Origin of the sequence: Streptomyces sp. NPDC017520 (genome assembly GCF_044329855.1) — a bacterium.
Classification (GTDB): domain Bacteria; phylum Actinomycetota; class Actinomycetes; order Streptomycetales; family Streptomycetaceae; genus Streptomyces.
Genome location: NZ_JBIRKB010000005.1, coordinates 368,850 through 388,543, shown reverse-complemented (window position 1 = coordinate 388,543; position 19,694 = coordinate 368,850). Strand labels below are relative to the sequence as shown.

18 protein-coding genes and 2 pseudogenes are annotated in these 19,694 nt (G+C 71.6%); 17 read left to right on the top strand and 3 right to left on the bottom strand.

The window, feature by feature from the left end:
* Nucleotides 1–4: 4 nt before the first annotated feature.
* From vph to ACH4KB_RS15085, 3 genes and pseudogenes are all read left to right on the top strand, one after another.
* Nucleotides 5–910 (top strand): viomycin phosphotransferase, encoded by a 906-nt coding sequence (gene vph / locus ACH4KB_RS15095; protein WP_398066390.1) that lies wholly within the window; start codon nucleotides 5–7, stop codon nucleotides 908–910.
* A 182-nt stretch (nucleotides 911–1,092) separates the two neighbouring features.
* Nucleotides 1,093–1,372 (top strand): annotated as a pseudogene (locus tag ACH4KB_RS15090) (DapH/DapD/GlmU-related protein).
* Nucleotides 1,373–1,533: 161 nt separating this feature from the next.
* Nucleotides 1,534–1,974: a hypothetical protein gene (locus ACH4KB_RS15085; RefSeq protein ID WP_361336620.1), complete on the top strand. Its 441-nt coding sequence runs from the start codon at nucleotides 1,534–1,536 to the stop codon at nucleotides 1,972–1,974.
* A 65-nt stretch (nucleotides 1,975–2,039) separates the two neighbouring features.
* Here ACH4KB_RS15085 and ACH4KB_RS15080 read toward each other — a convergent pair whose 3' ends face one another.
* Complete coding sequence (locus tag ACH4KB_RS15080) at nucleotides 2,040–3,269, bottom strand: MFS transporter (protein WP_398066389.1); 1,230 nt, start codon at nucleotides 3,267–3,269, stop codon at nucleotides 2,040–2,042.
* Between the two features lie 86 nt (nucleotides 3,270–3,355).
* On the opposite strand from ACH4KB_RS15080, the gene ACH4KB_RS15075 reads away from it, so the two are divergent.
* Both ACH4KB_RS15075 and ACH4KB_RS15070 read left to right on the top strand, forming a co-directional pair.
* Complete coding sequence (locus tag ACH4KB_RS15075; protein ID WP_398066388.1) at nucleotides 3,356–3,814, top strand: winged helix-turn-helix transcriptional regulator; 459 nt, start codon at nucleotides 3,356–3,358, stop codon at nucleotides 3,812–3,814.
* Nucleotides 3,815–3,856: 42 nt separating this feature from the next.
* A pseudogene (locus ACH4KB_RS15070) lies at nucleotides 3,857–4,500 on the top strand (chitosanase); the annotation flags it as partial.
* Nucleotides 4,501–4,584: 84 nt separating this feature from the next.
* Here the strand turns inward: ACH4KB_RS15070 and ACH4KB_RS15065 are convergent.
* Complete coding sequence (locus tag ACH4KB_RS15065; protein WP_398066542.1) at nucleotides 4,585–5,535, bottom strand: arsenic resistance protein; 951 nt, start codon at nucleotides 5,533–5,535, stop codon at nucleotides 4,585–4,587.
* Between the two features lie 185 nt (nucleotides 5,536–5,720).
* Between ACH4KB_RS15065 and ACH4KB_RS15060 the strand changes: the two genes are divergently transcribed.
* The 3 genes from ACH4KB_RS15060 to ACH4KB_RS15050 all read left to right on the top strand — a co-directional run bounded on the left by ACH4KB_RS15060 (nucleotide 5,721) and on the right by ACH4KB_RS15050 (nucleotide 8,830).
* Nucleotides 5,721–6,302, top strand: a complete 582-nt coding sequence (locus ACH4KB_RS15060; protein ID WP_398066387.1) for a dihydrofolate reductase family protein — start codon at nucleotides 5,721–5,723, stop codon at nucleotides 6,300–6,302.
* 173 nt (nucleotides 6,303–6,475) lie between these two features.
* On the top strand, nucleotides 6,476–7,099 hold the full coding sequence (locus tag ACH4KB_RS15055) for a TetR/AcrR family transcriptional regulator (protein WP_398066386.1): 624 nt from the start codon (nucleotides 6,476–6,478) through the stop codon (nucleotides 7,097–7,099).
* A 72-nt stretch (nucleotides 7,100–7,171) separates the two neighbouring features.
* Nucleotides 7,172–8,830 (top strand): acyl-CoA dehydrogenase family protein, encoded by a 1,659-nt coding sequence (locus ACH4KB_RS15050; protein ID WP_398066385.1) that lies wholly within the window; start codon nucleotides 7,172–7,174, stop codon nucleotides 8,828–8,830.
* 75 nt (nucleotides 8,831–8,905) lie between these two features.
* Here the strand turns inward: ACH4KB_RS15050 and ACH4KB_RS15045 are convergent, their stop codons facing one another.
* Complete coding sequence (locus ACH4KB_RS15045; protein ID WP_398066384.1) at nucleotides 8,906–9,643, bottom strand: TioE family transcriptional regulator; 738 nt, start codon at nucleotides 9,641–9,643, stop codon at nucleotides 8,906–8,908.
* Nucleotides 9,644–9,701: 58 nt separating this feature from the next.
* On the opposite strand from ACH4KB_RS15045, the gene ACH4KB_RS15040 reads away from it, so the two are divergent.
* From ACH4KB_RS15040 to ACH4KB_RS15000, 9 genes are all read left to right on the top strand, one after another.
* On the top strand, nucleotides 9,702–10,946 hold the full coding sequence (locus ACH4KB_RS15040) for an erythromycin esterase family protein (RefSeq protein WP_398066383.1): 1,245 nt from the start codon (nucleotides 9,702–9,704) through the stop codon (nucleotides 10,944–10,946).
* A 108-nt stretch (nucleotides 10,947–11,054) separates the two neighbouring features.
* Nucleotides 11,055–11,954 carry an LLM class F420-dependent oxidoreductase gene (locus ACH4KB_RS15035; protein ID WP_398066382.1) on the top strand — a complete coding sequence of 300 codons (900 nt, stop codon included), beginning with the start codon at nucleotides 11,055–11,057 and terminating at the stop codon, nucleotides 11,952–11,954.
* Nucleotides 11,955–12,081: 127 nt separating this feature from the next.
* Complete coding sequence (locus tag ACH4KB_RS15030; protein WP_398066381.1) at nucleotides 12,082–13,176, top strand: Rieske 2Fe-2S domain-containing protein; 1,095 nt, start codon at nucleotides 12,082–12,084, stop codon at nucleotides 13,174–13,176.
* Between the two features lie 409 nt (nucleotides 13,177–13,585).
* Nucleotides 13,586–14,347 carry a DeoR/GlpR family DNA-binding transcription regulator gene (locus ACH4KB_RS15025; protein ID WP_398066380.1) on the top strand — a complete coding sequence of 254 codons (762 nt, stop codon included), beginning with the start codon at nucleotides 13,586–13,588 and terminating at the stop codon, nucleotides 14,345–14,347.
* A 202-nt stretch (nucleotides 14,348–14,549) separates the two neighbouring features.
* Nucleotides 14,550–15,917: an ABC transporter substrate-binding protein gene (locus ACH4KB_RS15020; protein ID WP_398066379.1), complete on the top strand. Its 1,368-nt coding sequence runs from the start codon at nucleotides 14,550–14,552 to the stop codon at nucleotides 15,915–15,917.
* Nucleotides 15,914–16,876, top strand: a complete 963-nt coding sequence (locus tag ACH4KB_RS15015) for a carbohydrate ABC transporter permease (RefSeq protein WP_398066378.1) — start codon at nucleotides 15,914–15,916, stop codon at nucleotides 16,874–16,876. Before ACH4KB_RS15020 ends, ACH4KB_RS15015 begins: the two co-directional genes overlap by 4 nt.
* Nucleotides 16,873–17,769 carry a carbohydrate ABC transporter permease gene (locus ACH4KB_RS15010; RefSeq protein ID WP_398066377.1) on the top strand — a complete coding sequence of 299 codons (897 nt, stop codon included), beginning with the start codon at nucleotides 16,873–16,875 and terminating at the stop codon, nucleotides 17,767–17,769. The genes ACH4KB_RS15015 and ACH4KB_RS15010 overlap by 4 nt, the downstream gene beginning before the upstream one ends.
* Nucleotides 17,766–18,755 carry a zinc-dependent alcohol dehydrogenase family protein gene (locus tag ACH4KB_RS15005; RefSeq protein ID WP_398066376.1) on the top strand — a complete coding sequence of 330 codons (990 nt, stop codon included), beginning with the start codon at nucleotides 17,766–17,768 and terminating at the stop codon, nucleotides 18,753–18,755. Before ACH4KB_RS15010 ends, ACH4KB_RS15005 begins: the two co-directional genes overlap by 4 nt.
* Nucleotides 18,752–19,687 carry a PfkB family carbohydrate kinase gene (locus ACH4KB_RS15000; protein ID WP_398066375.1) on the top strand — a complete coding sequence of 312 codons (936 nt, stop codon included), beginning with the start codon at nucleotides 18,752–18,754 and terminating at the stop codon, nucleotides 19,685–19,687. The genes ACH4KB_RS15005 and ACH4KB_RS15000 overlap by 4 nt, the downstream gene beginning before the upstream one ends.
* Nucleotides 19,688–19,694: the final 7 nt, after the last annotated feature.

Sequence of the window (19,694 nt, the reverse complement as noted above, 5' to 3'; positions counted from 1 at the left end):
CACCATGGACATCGTGGAGACGCACCGCGACCTCGTGACCCGCCTGCTGCCCGATGACAAGCAGGAAGAACTCACCATCCGCCACGGGCAGTTCCACCATGTCGTCGTCGGATCGGAGCACGTGGTGTGCTTCGCCCGCACCGAAGCCGCCGCAGGGCGGCTGCCCGCGCGGGCCGCCGCCCTGCGCGCCCTCGCCGGGCTCGACCTCGGCTTCCGCACCCCGCGCCCGCTCGCCCAGGGCGGCGGCCCGGGCACGGACGAACCCCCCTACCTCGTGCTGAGCCGGATCCCCGGCGCGCCCTTGGACGATGCCGCGCTCGAGGGCGCCGACGTCGCCGAGGCGGTGGCCGAGCAGTACGCCGGGCTCCTCTCCAGGCTCATCGCCGCGGGCAGGGACGAGAGGGCGCGCGCCGCGCTTTCGGCGGCCCCCGAGCGTCAGTGGCCGGAGTTCGCGGCGGGAGTGCGCGCCGAGCTGTTCCCGCTGATGTCCGACGGCGGCCGGGAGCGTGCCGCGCGCGAACTCGCCGCGCTCGACGGCCTTCCCCCGCTCACTTCGGCAGTGGTCCACGGCGACCTCGGCGGTGAGAACGTCCTGTGGGAGCTCTCGGACGGTGTGCCACGCCTCAGAGGTGTCATCGACTGGGACGAGGTCACCTTGGGCGACCCCGCCGAGGACCTGGCAGCCGTCGGAGCCGGCTATGGGGAGGAGCTGCTGGACCGGGTACTGGCGCTCGGCGGCTGGAACAACGCCTCGACGGCCGGACGGATCGCCGCGATCCGCGGCACCTTCGCCCTCCAACAGGCCCTCTACGCACAACGCGACGGTGACGAGGATGAGCTGGCGGACGGCCTCACCGGCTATCGCCAGGCCAAGCCCCCAGGGGCTCGCGACGCCCGAGCGTGCCGGTGATCCGGTCGTCCGGTCAGTGGTCCACCCGTTGCGGCGGCCGCAAGCGTCCGCAGCACTGACATCCAACGCTTCCTGCCCTGCTTCCACAACCATTGGTTGTGTCTCTCGGGTTGCGGAGTTGTTTGATTGTGTGTTGCGCACGGTGGTGGGATCAGCACATGTCTACCCGCACAGAGCAGGTCATGTATGTCCGCACGCCTGAGTTCGCGCGTCACGCGGAGCGGATCGTGGAGGTGACTGATGCGACGTCCCGGCTGAACGTCCTTCCGTTCAGCGACAGCCCAGGTCGCACGGAACGTCATCGAGGACGACGTCTGGATCGGGACAGCTGCCGTGATCACGCAAGGGGTGACCATCGGTGCCGGTGCGGTGGTCGCCGCGGGTGCGGTGGTCACGCGTGACGTTCCGGCCGGCACCGTGGTCGCGGGCGTGCCCGCCCGGGTGATCAAGAAGATCGACTGAGCCCGGCCGGGCTGACGGGGATGCTCGTTGCCGGTCGAAGGCCGAGGCCGCGCCGTGGATTGCGAGGTCGGCCGGAGGTGACGAGCTCCGGCCGTGGCCACCGCGGGACTCCACCGTGGCCCGGTGCACGGGGTGGCGGCCAGAGGGGCTAGTTTGCTCGGATGAGCCTTCTCCATGATGTGGCCGAGCGCGATGGCTGGCTGTGCTGGGTGTGCGACGAACCGGTCGACCCCGACAAGTCGGTAAACGACCAGCAGGGCCCCAGTGTCGACAGCCGGACCGCCGATCGGAAGGCCAAGGTCGCCGAGCGACTCGCGCACCGCGGGTGCAACTCCCGCAAGGGCGCGGTCAAGGTGTCCATCGCCTGGCCGGACCGTCTGTACGTGGTCGAACCCGCGCCGCTGATCGCTGTGGCCTCCCGCCTGGAGCGCAAGGGGGGCCGCGAGATGGTGGGCCGCTGTCCGACCAGGCAGGACGCCCAGGAAGCGGCGGATTGGCTGGTGGACCGATTCTCCCGACTGGTACCGGGGCTGCCGGTGACCGCCGGCATCGAGTCGGGCGGCGGCCAGTTCCTCGTCGTCCTTACCGCCGGCCGCCGCTGACCGGGGATCACCGCATCGGACCGGCGTCGGGCTGAACAGTTGTGGGACACCGACACGACGAGGCGTCACTCCTCCGGTGTTCCGACCACTGAGTGCGGCGCCCGGCCACGGCGGACCGGGAGCGGGACCGCGCCCGCGGTGTCGCTCCGGGAGCCCGCCTTGACGACCAGCCAGACAACCAGCGCGCAGGCCGCGAATCCGGATCCCAGGAGGCTGGAGCCCGTCCAGCCGTAGGTGGTGAAGGTCGCCGTGGTCGCCGCCGCGCCGAGGGCGGAGCCGAGTGAGTAGAAGACCATGTAGCCCCCGATGACGCCGCTCAGGCGATCCGGATACGTAGCGGTGAGCACGTGCTGGTTGCTCACATGCACCGTCTGGACCGCGAAGTCGAGGGCGACGATTCCGATGATCAGGAGCCACAGGGACCACGGGAGCTGGGCGATCGCCACCCACGAGAGGATCAGGACGGCGAGCGCGAGGCCGCTGACCGGGGTCGCGCGCCCGGCGTCCGCCCACCGTCCGGCGCGCGCCGCGCCGAGCGCGCCGGCCAGGCCCGCGATGCCGAACAGCCCGATGTGCGTCTCGCTCAGCTGCCAGGGCCCGCCCGCCAGCGGCGTGGACAGCCCGCTCCACAGGGTTCCGAACGAGGCGAACAGGAAGAACGCGACGAGGCCGCGCGTCAGGAAGGTGCGCTGCCCCAGCAGCCGGCCGAGCGAGCAGACAGCCTCGCGGTACTTCGCGGGGGAAGTCACCGGGTCCGGAGGCAGTACGGCCGACACCAGTGCGGCGAGCCCGACGGAGAGCACCGCGAGCACGGCGTAGACGCCGCGCCAGCCCCACATGTCGGCGAGCGCACCGGACGCGACCCGCGCACCCAGAATGCCGACCACGACGCCCGAGGTCACCACCCCGATGTTCCGTCCACGTTCGGCGGGACGGGAGGCCGACGCCGCGTAGGCCACCGCGATCTGCACCACGACCGCGAACACCCCGGCCGTCGCCAGCCCCGCGAACGCCTGCCACGCGGCCGACGACAAGGCCGTGAGCATCATGCCCACCGAGGTGACCGCCAACTGCACGGCGATGAGGCGGCGTCTGTCGACCACATCACCGAGCGGCACCAGCAGCAACAGGCCCGCCAGGTAGCCGAACTGACCGGCGGCCACGAACCAGCCGGTGAGCTCCGTCGGCACGCCGAGATCGCGTCCCATCGGCTCCAGAACCGGCTGCGCGGCGTAAACGCTCGCCACAGCGACGCCGCACACCACCGCCAGCAGCATTCGATGCCCTGCGTTCATCACAACCCCATTCAATCAGTAGCGTTTTGCAACCGATTGGACGGTACGGCATGATGGTTTCAATCTGCAACTGATTGAGAGGTGTCATGTCAGGCGCACCCCTGCACGCCCCGGACGCGCAATGGACGGATCCCGGCTGCCCCGTCGCCCGCACCCTCGACCTCGTCGGCGACCGGTGGAGCCTTCTCGTCATCCGTGACGCGATGGACGGCGCGGCCTCGTTCACCGAGTTCCAGCGGCGGACCGGCATCGCGCGCAACATCCTCACCGACCGCCTCCGCAAGCTCCTCGCCCACGGGGTCCTCGCCCAGCGCACCGCACCGTCGGGCCGCCGCCGGGAGTACGCCCTCACCGACGCCGGCCGCGCACTGTTCCCGGTCATCCTCACCCTGCGGCAGTGGGGCGAGCAGCACGCTTTCGCGCCGGGCGAGCCCCACTCCGTACTGGTCGACCGGCACGGCAACCCCGTGCCAGACCTCGCGCCGGCCGGCGCGGACGGCGCCCCCCTGGACAGCGACACCACTCACGTACAGAAGACCCCATAGGCGTCACGGGCTCGCGCCCGGCGGGTGGTCACCCCGCACCAGGTCGCCATGCGGATCGTCTCGACGGCCGAGAACTCCTGCTCCAGTGGCGCGAGCCATTCGACTACATCGAGGACATCGGCGACGGGCGCGGCTACACGGCCGGCATCATCGGCTTCTGTTCCGGTACGGGCGACATGCTCGAACTCGTCGAGTACTACACGGACAAGGTGCCGGACAATCCGCTGGCCGCGTACCTCCCGGCGCTCCGCGCGGTCGACGGGAGCGACTCCCACGAGGGCCTTGACCCCGGCTTCACGGCTGCGTGGGAGCAGGCCGCGGCGACCCCCGAGTTCCGCGCGGCGCAGGAACACGAGCGTGACCGCGTCTACTTCGGCCCCTCCGTGTCCCGGGCGAAGAGCGACGGGCTGCGGGTGCTCGGGCAGTTCGCCTGTTACGACGCCATCGTCATGCACGGGCAGTCGGGCTTCGACAGCATCCGCGCCGAGGCCAGGGCCGACGCCCGTACGCCCGCCGAGGGGGGCGACGAAACCCGGTACCTCGACACCTTCCTCGACGCCCGTGTCGTGGAGATGAAGAAGGAGGCGGCACACGAGGACACCAGCCGGGTCGACACCGCCCAGCGCGTGTTCCTGAGGAACGGCAACCTCAACCTCGACACCCCGCTGGCCTGGGCCGTCTCCTGAGCGACGCCTCGTCACCTTCCATGGTCGTGTCGGGCGGCTGATCTGTGGCGGCACCCGGACCGGGGGCGTCGCGGGCCGGTCGGATCAGCTCCGCAGCGGCAGCAGCCGGGGCACGGCTCTGACGTAGACGACCATGCCGATCACCTCGACCAGGGTCTGGGTGACCACGACCACGGCGGCGACGGCGAGCGTGTCCGGCAGCGCCAGGGCGAGGGGCAGGACGACCAGGGAGTTGCGGGTCGCGCCCGTGAACACGATCGCCCGCCCGTCCGGGGCCGCCAGGCGGAACAGGCGGGCGACACCGAGCCCGGCGAACGCCATCACGACGAGGAAGAGCACGTAGAACGGCACGACACGGCCCACGTCGCCCAGGCTGCCCGCGTCGCCGAGCTTCGGTACCTGGGAGGCGACCACGGTGAGCAGGACGGCGGCCATCAGCGGCACCATGGTCGCGCCCATCGCGTCGGCGGTCCTCTGCCCGGCCGGGCGGCGTGCGGCCCACACCTGGGTGAGCCAGGCCAGCGCGAGCGGAATGACGATCAGCACGGCGAACGCCTCGATGAACGGTCCGGCCTCCACCACTTCCGCCAGGTCCGGGCCCATGAACAGGAACAGATAGACCGGCAGCAGCAGCATCTGGGCGAGCAGCAGCAACGGGGTGGCGGCGAGCAGACGTTCACTGCTGCCGCCGGCGAGCCCGCTGAAGACGATCACATAGTCGATGCACGGGGCCAGGAGGACCAGCAGCACGCCGAGGCGGACCGCCCGGTCGTCCGGAAGGAAGGTGAACATCGCGGCGACCACCAGCGGCACCACGAGGAAGTTCACCACCAGCGTCGCGGCCAGGAAGCGGCCCGCCCGCACCGAGCGGACCAGTTCGGCGGCGGGTACTTGCAGGAACGTCACGTACAGCAGGGCGGCCAGCACCGGGTTGATCGCGTGTTCCAGGCCCGGCCCAGCACCGGGCGCCACCCGGCCCACCAGACCCCCGGCGGCCAGCGCTCCCACATAGACGGCGACCTGGTGGCGTTCCATGGCGGCGACCGGTCCGGACGGCGACGACAACGTACGTACTCCTTGCACAGGGGGAGGGATGACGGGGGGAACGAGGACAGGGGCCGAAGAAGGGCGGTGGCCCGGTGGCCTTCCACCCGATGAGTTCTCCCACCGGACGCAGTCTGTACCTATGTCCATCGAGCGGACTCACCCGGGAGAGCATCATGACCGCTATCTACACCTTCGACGTCTTTTCCAGCCTCGACGGTTTCGGCTCCTACAACGGTGACGGCGACTGGGGCGGCTACTGGGGCAAGCAGGGGCCCGAGCTGCTCGAACACCGGCTGTCGCTGTACGGCGAGGAGCAGCGGATGGTCTTCGGGGCCCACACCTACCGGGACTTCGTGCGGCTGCTGGACCCGGCCGCGGAGGAGTCGGGCGCCGGTGACGCGTGGGTCACGCGGATGAGGAGCCTGCCGGCGACGGTGGTGTCGACCACCCTCGATGAGCCCCTCGACTGGCCGGACGCGACCGTCGCGAACGGCGACGCCGTCGACGTCGTCGCCCGCCTCAAGGAAGAGTCCGATGTGCCGTTGCGCTCGCACGGCAGCCTGTCGATGAACCGGGCGCTGATGGCCGCCGGCCTGGTGGACCGCGTCCAAGTGACGCTCTTCCCCGTCATCACCGGTCGGACCGGTACGGAACCGGTCCTGCGGGGCGCGGCCGACTTCGACCTCGAACTGATCGGGAGCCGGACGCTCGACGGCCGTACCCAGGAGCTCACCTACCGGCCCACCCCGCACTGACCCGCGCGGCCCCGCACCGGTTCGTGCACGGGCGCGCACGGCCTCGGGCTCGGCGCGTCCGCCGGAGCCACGCAGCGGTGCCGGCCGTCGCGGCGAGGCTTCCGGCGCTGCCCAGCAGGGCTTGGGGCTCGCCGAGCATGGCGGGAAACTCTGAATGGTGATTCACTTCATTCATGGCCTACCGCAAGACACCGGCCGAGCTCCGTCGGCTCGAAGCCGCCCGGGAGCGTCTCGTCGCCCGCGCCACCGAGGTCGTGGCGGAGGTCGGCTGGGCGCAGGCGTCCGTGACCGCTGTCGCCGACGCGGCCGGGATCGCCGCCGGCTCGGTCTACCAGCACTTCTCGTCCAAGTCCGCGCTGGCCGTGGAGGTCTTCCGGCGCGCCGCACAGCGTGAGGTGGACGTGCTGGGCGAGGTGCTGAAGAGCGACGGCGACCCCGCCGGGCGGTTGCGCCGGGGGGTGGAGGTGTTCGCCCGCCGCGCCCTGGAGAACCACGGTCTGGCGTACGCGCTGCTCGCGGCGCCCGCCGAACCCGCGGTCGGCGCGGAACGTCTCGACTTCCGGCGCCGCTACCGGGCGCTGTTCGCCGCGGTGATCGGCGAGGGGGTCGCCGCGGGCCTGCTGCCGGACCAGGACGCGGAGATCACCGCCGCGGCGCTGACCGGCGCCGTCGGCGAGGTCCTCGTGTACCCGCTGAGCACCTCGGCCGCGTACGACACGGACCGGCTCGTCACCCGTCTCACCGCCTTGGCCCTGCGCTGCGCCGGCGCGGCCCCTGACCATTCCACGCCTCCCTGACCCGGGCCGCACCCCCTCGTGCCCGTGCCCCGTGTGCCGCAACCCGCCGCCCCGTCTCCCGGAGGAGAACCGATGCCCACGCCCACCGCACCACGCAGCAACCCGACCGCCGTGACGCACGAGGTGACGAACCAGCCGCCTCCGCTCACCGGTCACGACGCCGCCGACGACGCGGTGCTGCTCGAAGGGGTACGCCGCGAGGGCGCCGGATGGCACCTGGACGAGCTGCACCGCTTCGGCCGGTACGTCGGCAGCGAAGAGGCGCAGCGCTGGGCCGACCAGGCCAACCGCCACGAGCCGGAGCTGCGTACCCACGACCGCTTCGGCCACCGCGTCGACGAGGTCGAGTTCCACCCCGCCTACCACTCGCTGATGGACGCCTCGGTGCGGGCGGGGCTGGCGGGCGCCGCCTGGGCCGAGATGCGCCCCGGGGCCCATGTCGCCCGCGCCGGCGGCTTCATGCTGGCCACGATGCTGGAGCAGGGCCACCTGTGCCCGGTCTCGATGACGTACGCCGTCGTCCCGGCGCTGCGCCGCTCCCCCGACCTCGCCAAGACGTACGAACCGCTCCTGACCAGCCGCGTGTACCAGCCCGGGCTGAGCGCCCCCGCCGGCAAACGCGGCCTGCTCGCCGGCATGGGGATGACGGAGAAGCAGGGCGGCACCGATGTGCGTGCCAACACCACGGCCGCCGCCGAGCAGGCCGACGGCACCTGGCGGCTGCGCGGGCACAAGTGGTTCACCAGCGCGCCGATGAACGATCTCTTCCTGGTACTCGCCCAGTCGCCCGGCGGTCTGTCGTGCTTCCTGGTGCCGCGTGTGCTGTCGGACGGGAGCCGGAACACCTTCCGCATCCAGCGGCTCAAGGACAAGCTCGGCAACCGTTCCAACGCGTCCAGCGAGCCAGAGTTCGACGACACCGTGGCCTGGCTCGTCGGTGACGAGGGCAAGGGCGTGCGCACCATCATCGACATGGTGACGATGACCCGGCTCGACTGCGTGCTCGGTTCCGCCGCCGGCATCCGTGCCGCGCTCGCGCAGGCGGCCCATCACGCGCGCCACCGCTCGGTGTTCGGCGCCCGGCTGTTCGACCAGCCCCTGATGCGCAATGTCCTGGCGGACCTGTCCCTGGAGTCCGAGGCCGCCACGACCCTGGCCCTGCGCCTGGCGGGGGCCGCCGACCGCGCCAACCGGGGGGACGACGGGGAACGCGCCTTCCTGCGCCTGGCCACGGCCATCGGCAAGTACTGGGTGTGCAAGCGGCAGCCGGTGGCGGTGGCCGAGGCGCTGGAGTGCCTCGGTGGCAACGGGTACGACGAGGCGTCCGGCATGCCGCGGCTGTACCGCGAAGCCCCGCTCAACGGCATCTGGGAGGGCTCCGGCAATGTCAACGCCCTCGACATGCTGCGGGCGTTGACGCGGGAGCCCGCCTCGCTGGAGGCCTTCCACGCCGAGATCGAGGCGGCGGCCGGGGCAGACGCGCGCCTCGACACGGCCTGGCGGGAGTTGCGGGCCGAGCTGACGCGCACCAAGGACGCGCAGCTCCGGGCCCGCCGGGTCGTCGAACGGGCCGCTCTCGTGCTCCAGGGCTCACTGCTGGTGCGCCACGCACCGGCGGCGGTGGCCGACGCGTTCTGCGCGTCCCGCCTCGCGGGGGACCAGGGGCTCGCCTTCGGCACGCTTCCCGCGGGCACGGACTTCGCGGCACTGCTGGGGCGTCTGCCCGCCTGACGGGACCGGGCGGGGCGGCGGGAACCTTGCCCCCGTCCGGCGTACGTGCCGTGCCGGCCGCCCGCTGCTGTTCCGTCAGGGGGCGTCGTGTACGTGGCGGAGGTAGGTGTCCAGCTCGGCGGCCCCGGCCAGCATCGCCCTCCCCCGCGCGGCCAGCCGGGCGTGCCAGTCGCGCAGGGCGGCCGCCAGCGGCTCCAGACCGCCGGCCGCCCGGACCTGGGCGATCAGCGGCGCGATCTGCTCAAGACGGTAGCCGCCCCGCCTGAGCTGGTGGGCCAGTCCGGCGTCCCGTACGTCGGCCTCGGCGTACACCCGGTAGCCGGTCCGCGGGTCGCGGCGCGGGGTCACGAGTCCGGCGCGCTCCCACTTCCGCAGCGTGGCGGGCCTGATTCCCAGCTTCCTGGCCAGCGGTCCGACGAACATCCCGTCGCTCGCCGCGTCGTCGGGTGCGGGGGCGACGCCGGGCCCCAGATCACCGAGGGCCCGCTCGACCGCTTGCAGAGTGCGCCGGTCCTCCAGGAGCTGGGCGTGGCTCTCGTCGACGACGCGGAACGCCTCCTCCTGATCGTCGCGGTTCACCGCCCGCATGATCGACGCTGCGGTCCCGTGCCCATGCCCGGGAACCAGCGCGAGGAACGCCGCGAGGGCGTACGCGTGCAGCGGCGCGTAGGTGCGGTAGCCGTGGGGGGTGCGCCCGGCGGCCGGGAGGATTCCCGCCGCCTCGTAGTTCCTGACGGCCTGCGTCGACAACCCGTGCCGACGGGCCAGATCTACGGGCCGGAGCCGTACCGCTGTTTGAGGGTTCTGCCGCATGCGTCCCAAGGTAGCGCGTAAAAGTTTCAACCGAGGGTTCAACGATACGGTTGAAGCCATGGCCAACGACATCAAGGACATCGCCCACGCCGTCGACACGGCTTCCGTCATGGGGCTGTTCGCCTCCCCGCCCCGAGTGCTGACTCTGGGCGAGCCCACCCACGGGGTGGACGCCCCTCTCCTGCTGCGCAACGCGCTCTTCCGGCAGCTCGTCGAACGGGAGGGCTACCGCACCATCACCATCGAGAGCGACTGCGTGGCGGGGCTGCTGGTGGACGACTACGTGACGACGGGCGCGGGCACGCTCGACGAGGCGATGGAGCGGGGGTTCGGCCACGGACTCGGCGAGTCGGCTGCCAATCGTGAACTGGTCGGCTGGATGCGCGCGTTCAACGACGGCCGGCCCGGGCCCGACCGGGTCCGCTTCGCCGGCTTCGACGGGCCGCTGGAGATGGCGTACGCGGCGAGCCCGCGCGAGGCCCTCACCTCGCTGCACCGCGTTCTCGCCGACCACGTGGACCCGGGCCTGCTGCCCTGCACCGCCGGAACGCTCGACCGCCTCCTGGGCTCGGACGACCGGTGGACCGACCCGGCGGCGATGCTGGATCCGTCCGCGTCCTTCGGGCGGTCGGCCGAGGCCGGGCGACTGCGCCTGCTCGCCGATGACCTGGGCGCTCTGCTCGACGCGTGGACGCCGCACCTGATCGCGGTGGCCTCGCGGGACGCGTTCGACCGGGCGCAGCTGTACGCACGGGCCGCCTCGGGGCTGCTGCGGTACCACTTCTGGATGGCGGACACGTCACCGAGCCGGCTGTCACGGCTGACGGGCCTGCGGGACCAGATGATGGCCGGCAATCTCCTCGCGCTCGCCGAGCGGGGGCCGGTTCTGGTGCACGCCCACAACAGCCATCTCCAGCGGGACATGAGCTCGATGCGGATGGGCGGCCGGCGGCTGGAGTGGTGGAGCGCGGGCGCCGTCGTCGACGCCCGCCTGGGCGAGGAGTACGGCTTCCTGGCCACCGCCTTCGGCACGATGAGGCACCAGGGGGTCGGCGTTCCGCCGCCGGACACCCTCGAAGGAACCCTGTACGCGCTCCCGGAGGATTCCTGCCTGGTGGACGCCTCCGAACTGGCCGCCGTCCTCGGTGCCGCGGGCCCCGTCCGGCGCACATCCCCGTACTTCGGGTACGCCCCGCTCGACCCGGCGCACCTGGCCCGTATCGACGGAGTCGTGTTCATGAAGGACGTTCAGGAGGACGTTCAGGAGGGGGACGTTCAGGAGGGGGACGTTCCGGGGGAGTGAAGACGCTCGTGGCACCCGCTGGAGAGGCCCTCCCCCGCTCCGCGCGTCCGGACGGGTGAATCGCCGTCAGGTCGGGAATACGCGGGACCGGCCGTGGTTGACCACACCATGACTTCTGAGATTGCCGGAACGGGCAGGGCATTCGGACGCGTGGGAATCTGGAGCGGCGCCCTGCACGCTTCACGGGTGGACGACGCGGGCGGGAAGGCGATCGCGGAGGCGGTCGCCGAGCTCGAAGCACTGAGGTACGGCACGGTCTGGATCGGGGGCAGCCCGACGCCCGAGGACGCGGCGGCCGTCGTGGCCGCCACCCGGTCCATCACGGTGGCCACCGGCATCCTGTCCATCTGGAACCACACGGCCGAGGAGGCGGCGGCCGCGATCGCGGCGATCGACCCGGCGGCGCGCGGTCGCTTCGTCCTCGGTCTTGGCGTCAGCCACGGCCCGATGGTGCCGCAGTACGCGAAGCCGTACAGCGCGATGGTTTCCTACCTCGACGCGCTCGACGCCGCCGAACCGTCCGTGGGTTCCGATCACCGGGTCCTGGCGGCCCTCGGCCCGAAGATGCTGAAGCTCGCGGCCGGCCGGTCGCTGGGGGCGCACCCCTATCTCGTCACCACCGAGCACACCGCGGAGGCCCGTGAGGCGCTCGGCCCCGACGCGCTGCTTGCCCCGGAGCTGACCGTGGTGCTGGACACCGACCTCGACCGGGCCCGCACCACCGCACGGACGATGCTGGAGATGTATCTGCGGTTGCCCAACTACACCGACAATCTGCTGCGTCTGGGATTCACGGAAGGCGACTTCGACGGCGGCGGCAGCGTCCGTCTGCTCGACGCCCTCTTCGCGCTGGGCGACGCCGGACAGGTGAGGCGCCGGACCCGGGAGTACTTCGACGCCGGCGCCGACCACGTCGCGTTGCAGGTGCTCACCGCCGAGGAGGGCGGCGCCGGCCTGCCGCGTGCCGCATGGCGTGAGCTGGCGGAGGCTTTCGGCGACGAGCTCTGACGGGCGCGGACCCGGTCCGTCAACACGTCGCACCCATCCGACCCGTTCGGGTGCGGTGCGGCGTGTCGGGAGGATTTCGGGGCGGCTCTGGGCAGCCTCCGTGCGAACCGATCATGGAGGGGGAGTCGTGGGAGTGGCACGTGAGTACGGGCGCACCATCAGTGAGGGTCCGACACCGGCCGATGCGGCGGGAGCGACGGCCCTGCCCTATCCGAGCGGCTGGTCCGCCCTGGCCTTCTCGCACGAGCTGCGGCCGGGCACCGTGCTCACCCGGCCACTCGCGGGGCGCGACGTCGTCCTGTACCGCACCGGTACGGGGGCGCTCCGCGCCGTCCGTCCGTACTGCCCGCACCTGGGGGCGCATCTCGGTCTGGCGAAGGTCGAGGGGGAGGATCTCACGTGCCCCTTCCACTTCTTCTCGTTCGGACCCGACGGCACCTGTGTGCGCACGGGGTACGGCACGCCGCCGCCGCGGTCCCCGCTGAGGCAGCTGCCCGTCCAGGAGGTGAACGGGGGCGTCTTCGTCTGGCGGCACCACGACGGCCGGGATCCGGACTGGTCCGTCCCGCAGTGGCACGAGATCGGACACAGGCCCGCGCGTACGGCCGCCTGGGAGCTGGCCGGCAACGTCCAGGAGGTCATCGAGAACTCGGTCGACCTCGGGCACTTCGCCACCCTGCACGGCTGGGCGAAGGCCGAGATCGACGGCCCCGTGGCGTACGACGACGCGAAGTTCCACGTCGCCATGCGGGCCCACGAGTCGGCGCCGCTCGTGGGCGACTTCACCGTCGACGTGAAGGTGGACGGCTATGGACTCGGCTGCCTGCACGCCGACGTCCACACACCCCGCTTCGGGCTGCGGATGTGCACGATGGTGATGCCGACTGCCATCGGGCCCAACCGGATGCAGTTCCGCCAGCTGAACCGCATCGCCTTCGACGAGCCGGGGCGGCTGCCGCCCGGGCTCGCCCGGATCGTCAGCCGTACCGCGGCGCGGCTCCTGGACCGCCCCGTCTTCCGGTCCAGTTGCGAGTTCACCGCCGCCGATTTCCCGATCTGGCACCACAAGCAGTATCAGCAGCCGCCCAGGCTGGCTTCCGGTGACGGACCGATCGGGCCGTTCCGGCGCTGGGCCAAGCGGTTCTATCCGGAGGCGCCGGGCAGGGCCGCGGTGACCCGTTCGCACCGCAGCGAGGGCGAGGACAGCGCCCTTCTCTCCTGACGTGGGCTGAGCGGCGACCTGAGCCCGCCCGGCACCGCCCGGGCCCTGCACCCCGTCCTTCCCGGGCCCGCACCCCGTCCTTCCCGGGCCCTTGCCCCAACGTTCCCGCGCCCCCTTGCCCCGGCCTGCGCGTGCCCCTTCCCGGGTACCGCGGACGCCGGGGCTCCGCACTTCGGGCGCCATTCGGGCGCGGATCACAGGAGAGCGGGCAGCCCCAGTGACCGGACCGGCGGCCGTCCTGGGCATGACCAGCGCCATCACGCAAGGGAAACGGGCACGATCGGGCTGAGGGGATCCGGTGAAGCGGCTGGTAGTCGCCCCGGGGCTGCTTGTACAAACGACACATGAGCCCGAACGGACAGACGGGCTCCGCCCGCAACGGGCCCAGCAGCGACCAGGGATGTGCGCCGTGGACACCGAGGAACGCCGTCGGGGAATTCTGGCCACGGCCCGGCGAGAGGGGTCGGTCGGAGTGAACGCCCTCGCGGACCTGTTCAAGGTGGCCAAGGAGACCGTCCGCCGCGATCTGCACGTACTGGAGGAGCACGGACTCGTCCGCCGGACCCACGGCGGCGCCTACCCGGTGGAGTCGGCCGGATTCGAGACCACGCTCGCCGTCCGCACCACACGCAACGTTCCGCAGAAGTCGCGGATCGCGACCGCCGCCGCCGATCTGCTCGGCGACGCCGAGACGGTCTTCGTCGACGAGGGCTTCACCCCGCAGCTCATCGCCGAGGCGCTCCCCCAGGACCGGCCCCTGACCGTGGTCACCGCTTCCCTGACCGTCGCCACCTCCCTCGCCGGGGCCGAGAAGACCTCGGTGCTGCTGCTGGGCGGCCGGGTGCGCGGCTCGACGATGGCGACCGTGGACCACTGGGCCTCCCGGATGCTCGCGGACTTCGTCATCGACCTCGCGTATCTCGGAGCCAACGGCATCTCCCGCGAGTACGGCCTCACCACCCCGGACCCCGCCGTCGCCGAGGTGAAGGCGCAGGCACTGCGCAGCTCGCGGCGCAGGATCTTCGCCGGGATCCACAGCAAGTTCGGAGCGGTGAGCTTCTGCCGGTTCGCCGGGGTCGGCGACTTCGAAGCGATCGTCACCGACGCCGGGCTCTCCTCCGCCGAGGCTCAGCGCTACTCCCTCCTGGGGCCCCAGGTCATCCGCGTCTGACCGGACCCGTCAGCCCGGCCGACCTCCCCTGCCCGACCGGCCCACCCCCACCAGCCCACCCACCTACCCGCCCACCGCACGGCCCCCGCACCCACACCCACACCCACACCCTGCATCACCGCTCCTCCGCACCGCCGGAGCCCGCTTCGCCATGCCCGCACCGACCCGATCACCGAGCCGCTACGACTGATCAGGAGCCCCCATGCCCCATCCAGGACGCCGCAGCCGACCACGTGTACGCGGCCGGGCCCGCGCCGTGACCGCCGCACTGGCCCTGCTCGCGACCGGCTGCGCCGGAGCGGGCGGGACCTCCTTCGGGGGCGGCGACGCGCTGAACGTACTGATGGTGAACAACCCGCAGATGGTCGAACTACAGAAGCTGACCGCGAAGCACTTCACGGAGGAGACCGGCATCAAGGTCCACTTCACGGTGCTGCCCGAGAACGACGTACGCGACAAGATCAGCCAGGACTTCTCCAACCAGGCCGGTCAGTACGACGTCGCCACCATCAGCAACTTCGAGCTGCCGTTCTTCGCGAAGAACGGCTGGCTGCACCCCCTCGACGACTACGCGAAGGCCGACGCCGCCTTCGACCAGGAGGACATCCTCCAGCCTCTGCGGGAATCGCTGACCGCCGAGGACGGCAAGCTCTACGCCCAGCCCTTCTACGGCGAGTCGTCCTTCCTCATGTACCGCAAGGACGTCTTCGAGAGGCAGGGCCTCACCATGCCCGGGAAGCCGACCTGGGAGCAGGTGGCGAAGCTCGCCGAGCAGACGGACGGGGCGGAACGCGGAATGAAGGGCATCTGTCTGCGCGGGCTGCCGGGCTGGGGAGAGGTCATCGCCCCGCTCACCACGGTCGTCAACACGATGGGCGGCACCTGGTTCACCGAGGACTGGGAACCGCGCCTGACCGCACCGGAGTTCAAGAAGGCGACCAAGTTCTACGTTGACCTGGTGCGCGAGCACGGGGAGCTCGGCGCCCCGCAGTCCGGATACGCCGAGTGCCTGAACAACATGACCCAGGGCAAGACCGCCATGTGGTACGACGCCACGGCGGGCGCCGGGTCCCTGGAGGCGGAGGGCTCCCCGGTGAAGGGAAAGATCGGGTACGTCCCCGCCCCGGTGGAGCAGACCAAGAGCTCGGGCTGGCTCTACACCTGGGCCTGGGGGTTGCAGAAGGCGTCCAAGAAGGCGGACGACGCCTGGGAGTTCGTGTCCTGGGCCTCCGGCAAGGAGTACGAGGAGCTCGTCGGGGCCACCAGCGGCTGGTCCAACGTGCCCGCCGGCAAACGGGCCTCCACCTACGCCAACCCCGACTACCGGGCGGAGGCGGGCGCGTTCGCGGACGTCACCGAGCGGGCCATCTCCGAGGCCGATCCGAAGAATCCGGGCACCCAGCCCCGCCCGACGGCGGGCATCCAGTTCGTCGGCGTACCGGAGTTCACCGACCTGGGCACCCGGGTGGCGCAGGAGATCAGCTCCGCCATCGCGGGCCGCCAGTCGGTGGACGCCGCACTCGCCGCCTCCCAGAAGCTGGCCGAGAAGGTCGCGGAGGAGTACCGATGACCGTCACCGCAACCAGAGAGACCACATCGCCGCCGGTCCCTGCGAAGAAGCCGGGCGGTGGTCGCCGACGCCGTGCCTGGGCGACCCGCGCTCCCCTGCTGCCGGCGCTGGTCTTCCTGATCGCCGTCACCCAACTGCCCTTCGTGGCGACCCTGGTGATCTCGCTCTTCGACTGGAACTCCCTCAAGCCGGAGAAGCGCCACTTCACCGGGTTCTCCAACTACGCCTCCGTCTTCACCGACGAGGCGCTGCGCGAATCGGTCGTGACGACCGTCGTCCTCACCGCGTCCGTCGTGATCGTCAGCGTCGTGCTGGGGCTCCTCTTCGCCCTGCTGCTGGACCGCGCCTTCTTCGGCCGCGGGTTCGTGCGCACCCTGCTGATCACCCCGTTCCTGCTGGTGCCGGTCTCGGCCGCGCTGCTGTGGAAGCACGCGCTGTACAACCCCGAGTACGGGCTGTTCAACGGGGCGCTCACCTGGTTCGGCGAGCTTTTCGGCATCGAGTCGATCGCGCAGCCCGAGTGGACGTCCCAGATGCCGCTGGTCGCCATCGAGGCGTCGCTCGTGTGGCAGTGGACGCCGTTCATGATGCTGATCCTGCTGGCCGGGCTGCAGAGCCGGCCGGCCGAGATCATGGAGGCCGCGCGGCTGGACGGCGCCGGCCCTTGGCAGATGTTCCGCTATCTGACCCTGCCGCATCTGCGCCGCTACCTCGAACTCGGCATCCTGCTCGGGTCGGTGTACATCGTGCAGAACTTCGACGCGGTGTTCACGATCACCTCCGGCGGTCTGGGCACCGCCAACCTCCCGTACACCGTCTACGAGACCTTCTACCGGGCCCATGAGTACGGGCTGGCGTCGGCGGCGGGCGTGGTCGTGGTGATCGGCACGATCATCATCGCCACCTTCGCGCTCCGGACGGTCTCCTCCCTCTTCCGTGAGGAGGCGAGCCGCGCATGAGCGCCTCGACCGTGACATCCGCACGCGCGTCCGTACCAGCACCCGCGTCTGTCAACGCCGCTACGCGCAAGGCCCGTCGGCGCTCCGCCGCCCTGGGCGTGGCCGCCTGGGTCGTGGGCATCGGGTTCTGCCTGCCCGCCCTGTGGATGGTGCTGACGTCCTTCCACGCGGAGGCCGACGCGGCGACCAACCCGCCGTCGATCGCCGCCGCGCTGACGCTGGACGGCTACCGCACCTTCTTCGGCGGCGGGGGCGGCCCGACGCCGTGGCCGCCGCTGGTCAACTCGCTCGCGGCCTCGTTCTTCTCGACCGTGCTGGTGCTGCTGCTCGCGCTTCCGGCCGCGTACGCGCTGTCCATCCGGCGGGTGCGCAAGTGGACGGACGTGATGTTCTTCTTCCTGTCCACCAAGATGCTGCCGGTGGTCGCCGGGCTGCTGCCGGTGTACCTGTTCGCGAAGAACACGGGGCTGCTGGACAACATCTGGCTGCTGGTCCTCCTCTACACCTCGATGAACCTGCCGATCGCGGTGTGGATGATGCAGTCCTTCCTCGCGGACGTCCCCGTCTCCATCATCGAGGCGGCTCAGGTCGACGGGGCCCGGCTGCCGACGGTGCTGCGCCGTGTCGTCGCCCCGGTCGCCGGCCCCGGCATCGCCGCGACCGCCCTGATCTGCTTCATCTTCAGCTGGAACGAGCTGTTGTTCGCACGGGTGCTGACCGGCGTCGTCGCCGGGACCGCCCCCGTCCATCTGACCACCTTCGTCACCAGCCAGGGCCTCTTCCTCGCCCAGTTGTGCGCGGCGTCCGTGGTCGTGTCCCTGCCGGTGCTCGTCGCCGGCTACGCCGCCCAGGACAAACTCGTCCAGGGCCTCTCGCTGGGAGCAGTCAAATGAGGGCAGCCATCGTCGAAGCCGTCGGCAAGGTCTCCGTGACCACCGTCCCGGATCCCACGCCCGGTCCGCGTGACGTGGTCGTCAAGGTGGCGTCGTGCGGGCTGTGCGGGACGGATCTGCACATCCTCCAGGGCGAGTTCGCGCCGATGCTGCCGATCGTGCCGGGTCATGAGTTCGCCGGGGAGGTCGTGGGGCTCGGCGCGGACGTCACGGAGCTGTCCGTCGGCGACAAGGTGGCCGTGGACCCCTCGCTGCACTGCCACGAGTGCCGCTACTGCCGTTCGGGCCGGGGCAACCTCTGCGACAACTGGGCGGCGATCGGTGTCACCGTGCCCGGGGGCGCGGCCGAGTTCGCGGTGGCGCCCGTCGCCAACTGCGTCCCGCTGCCGGAACACATCGACGTCCGGGACGCGGCGCTCATCGAGCCGCTGTCCTGCGCGGTGCGGGGCTACGACGTCCTCAACGGCAACCTCGGGGCGCAGGTGCTGATCTACGGCTCCGGGACCATGGGGCTGATGATGCTGGAGCTGGCCAAGCGCACCGGCGCCGCGTCGGTGGACGTGCTGGACGTCAACGCCCAGCGGCTGGCCACCGCGGAGACCCTGGGCTGTACGGGCGCGGCGGCCCTCGCGGATGAGCTGGACCGCCCGGGCGGCTGGGACGTCGTCATCGACGCCACTGGCAACGCCGGGGCCATCCAGGATGGTCTGGGGAGGGTCGCCAAGGGTGGCACGTTCCTCCAGTTCGGGGTCTCCGACTACGCCACCACCGCGGTGATCGAGCCGTACCGGATCTACAACCAGGAGATCACCATCACCGGTTCGATGGCGGTCCTGCACAGTTACGAGCGGGCCGCGGCGCTCTTCGCGAGCGGGGTGCTCGACGCGTCGGTGTTCATCAGTGACCGGCTGCCGCTGGAGCAGTACCCGCAGGCGATCGAGCGCTTCCGGGCGGGGATCGGCCGCAAGATCGTGGTGGAGCCGTGACGGGTTCCGTGCCTTCGCCCGCCCCGGATCGCGGTTCCGTCCTCGTGCTCGGTGAGGCGCTGGTGGATCTGGTGCCGACCGGAGGTGACGCCGCGATCCGGGCGGCCCAGCCGGGCGGCGCGCCCGCGAACGTCGCGGTGGGCCTGGCCCGCCTCGGCCTGCGGCCGTCCTTCGTGGGCGGGCTCGGCGACGACGCCTTCGCGGAGAGCATCGAGGCATGGCTGGCCGGTGCGGGCGTCGATCTCTCGCTGAGCGGCCGGTCGTCGCTGCCGACGGCGCTCGCGGTGGCCGACCCGGGCGATCACGGGAACACGTACCGCTTCCACCTCCGTGACACGGCGACCTTCGAGCTGCCCGACCGGACGGCGGAGGCGGCGCGCTTCGGCGCGGTGTACGTGGGCGGGCTCGCCGCGGTCGTGGCGCCGGCGGCCGGTGTCGTGGCCGCCACCGCGCGGGCGGCCGCCGGCGCGGGGCTCCTGGTGGTGGACCCCAATGTGCGCGAGGACCGCACCCTGGACCCCGTACGGAGCCTCGGCAGGCTGCGCGAGCTGTGCTCCCTGGCGCGGGTCGTGAAGGCGAGCGACGAGGATCTGGCGCGTCTGTGGCCGGACGCGGCCCCGGAGGCCAGCTGCCGGGCGCTCGCCGGGGAGGGGCGGCTGGTGGTGATGACCCGGGGGCCGGAAGGCGCCACCGCGTACGTCCATGACGCTCCCGCGGTCTCGGTCCCGGCCCTGCCGGTGCGGGTGGTGAACACCATCGGCGCGGGTGACGCGTTCATGGCGGGGATGCTGACCTGGCTGGGAACGGAGGCGGGCTGGGACCCGGCGCTGTCCGTCGGGCGGACGAAGGCGATGCTGGAGTACGCGGCCGGGACTGCCGCTTCGGTCTGCGCCCGTGCGGGAACGGAGCCCACGGCCCCGCCCGGGGTGTGAACCCGGC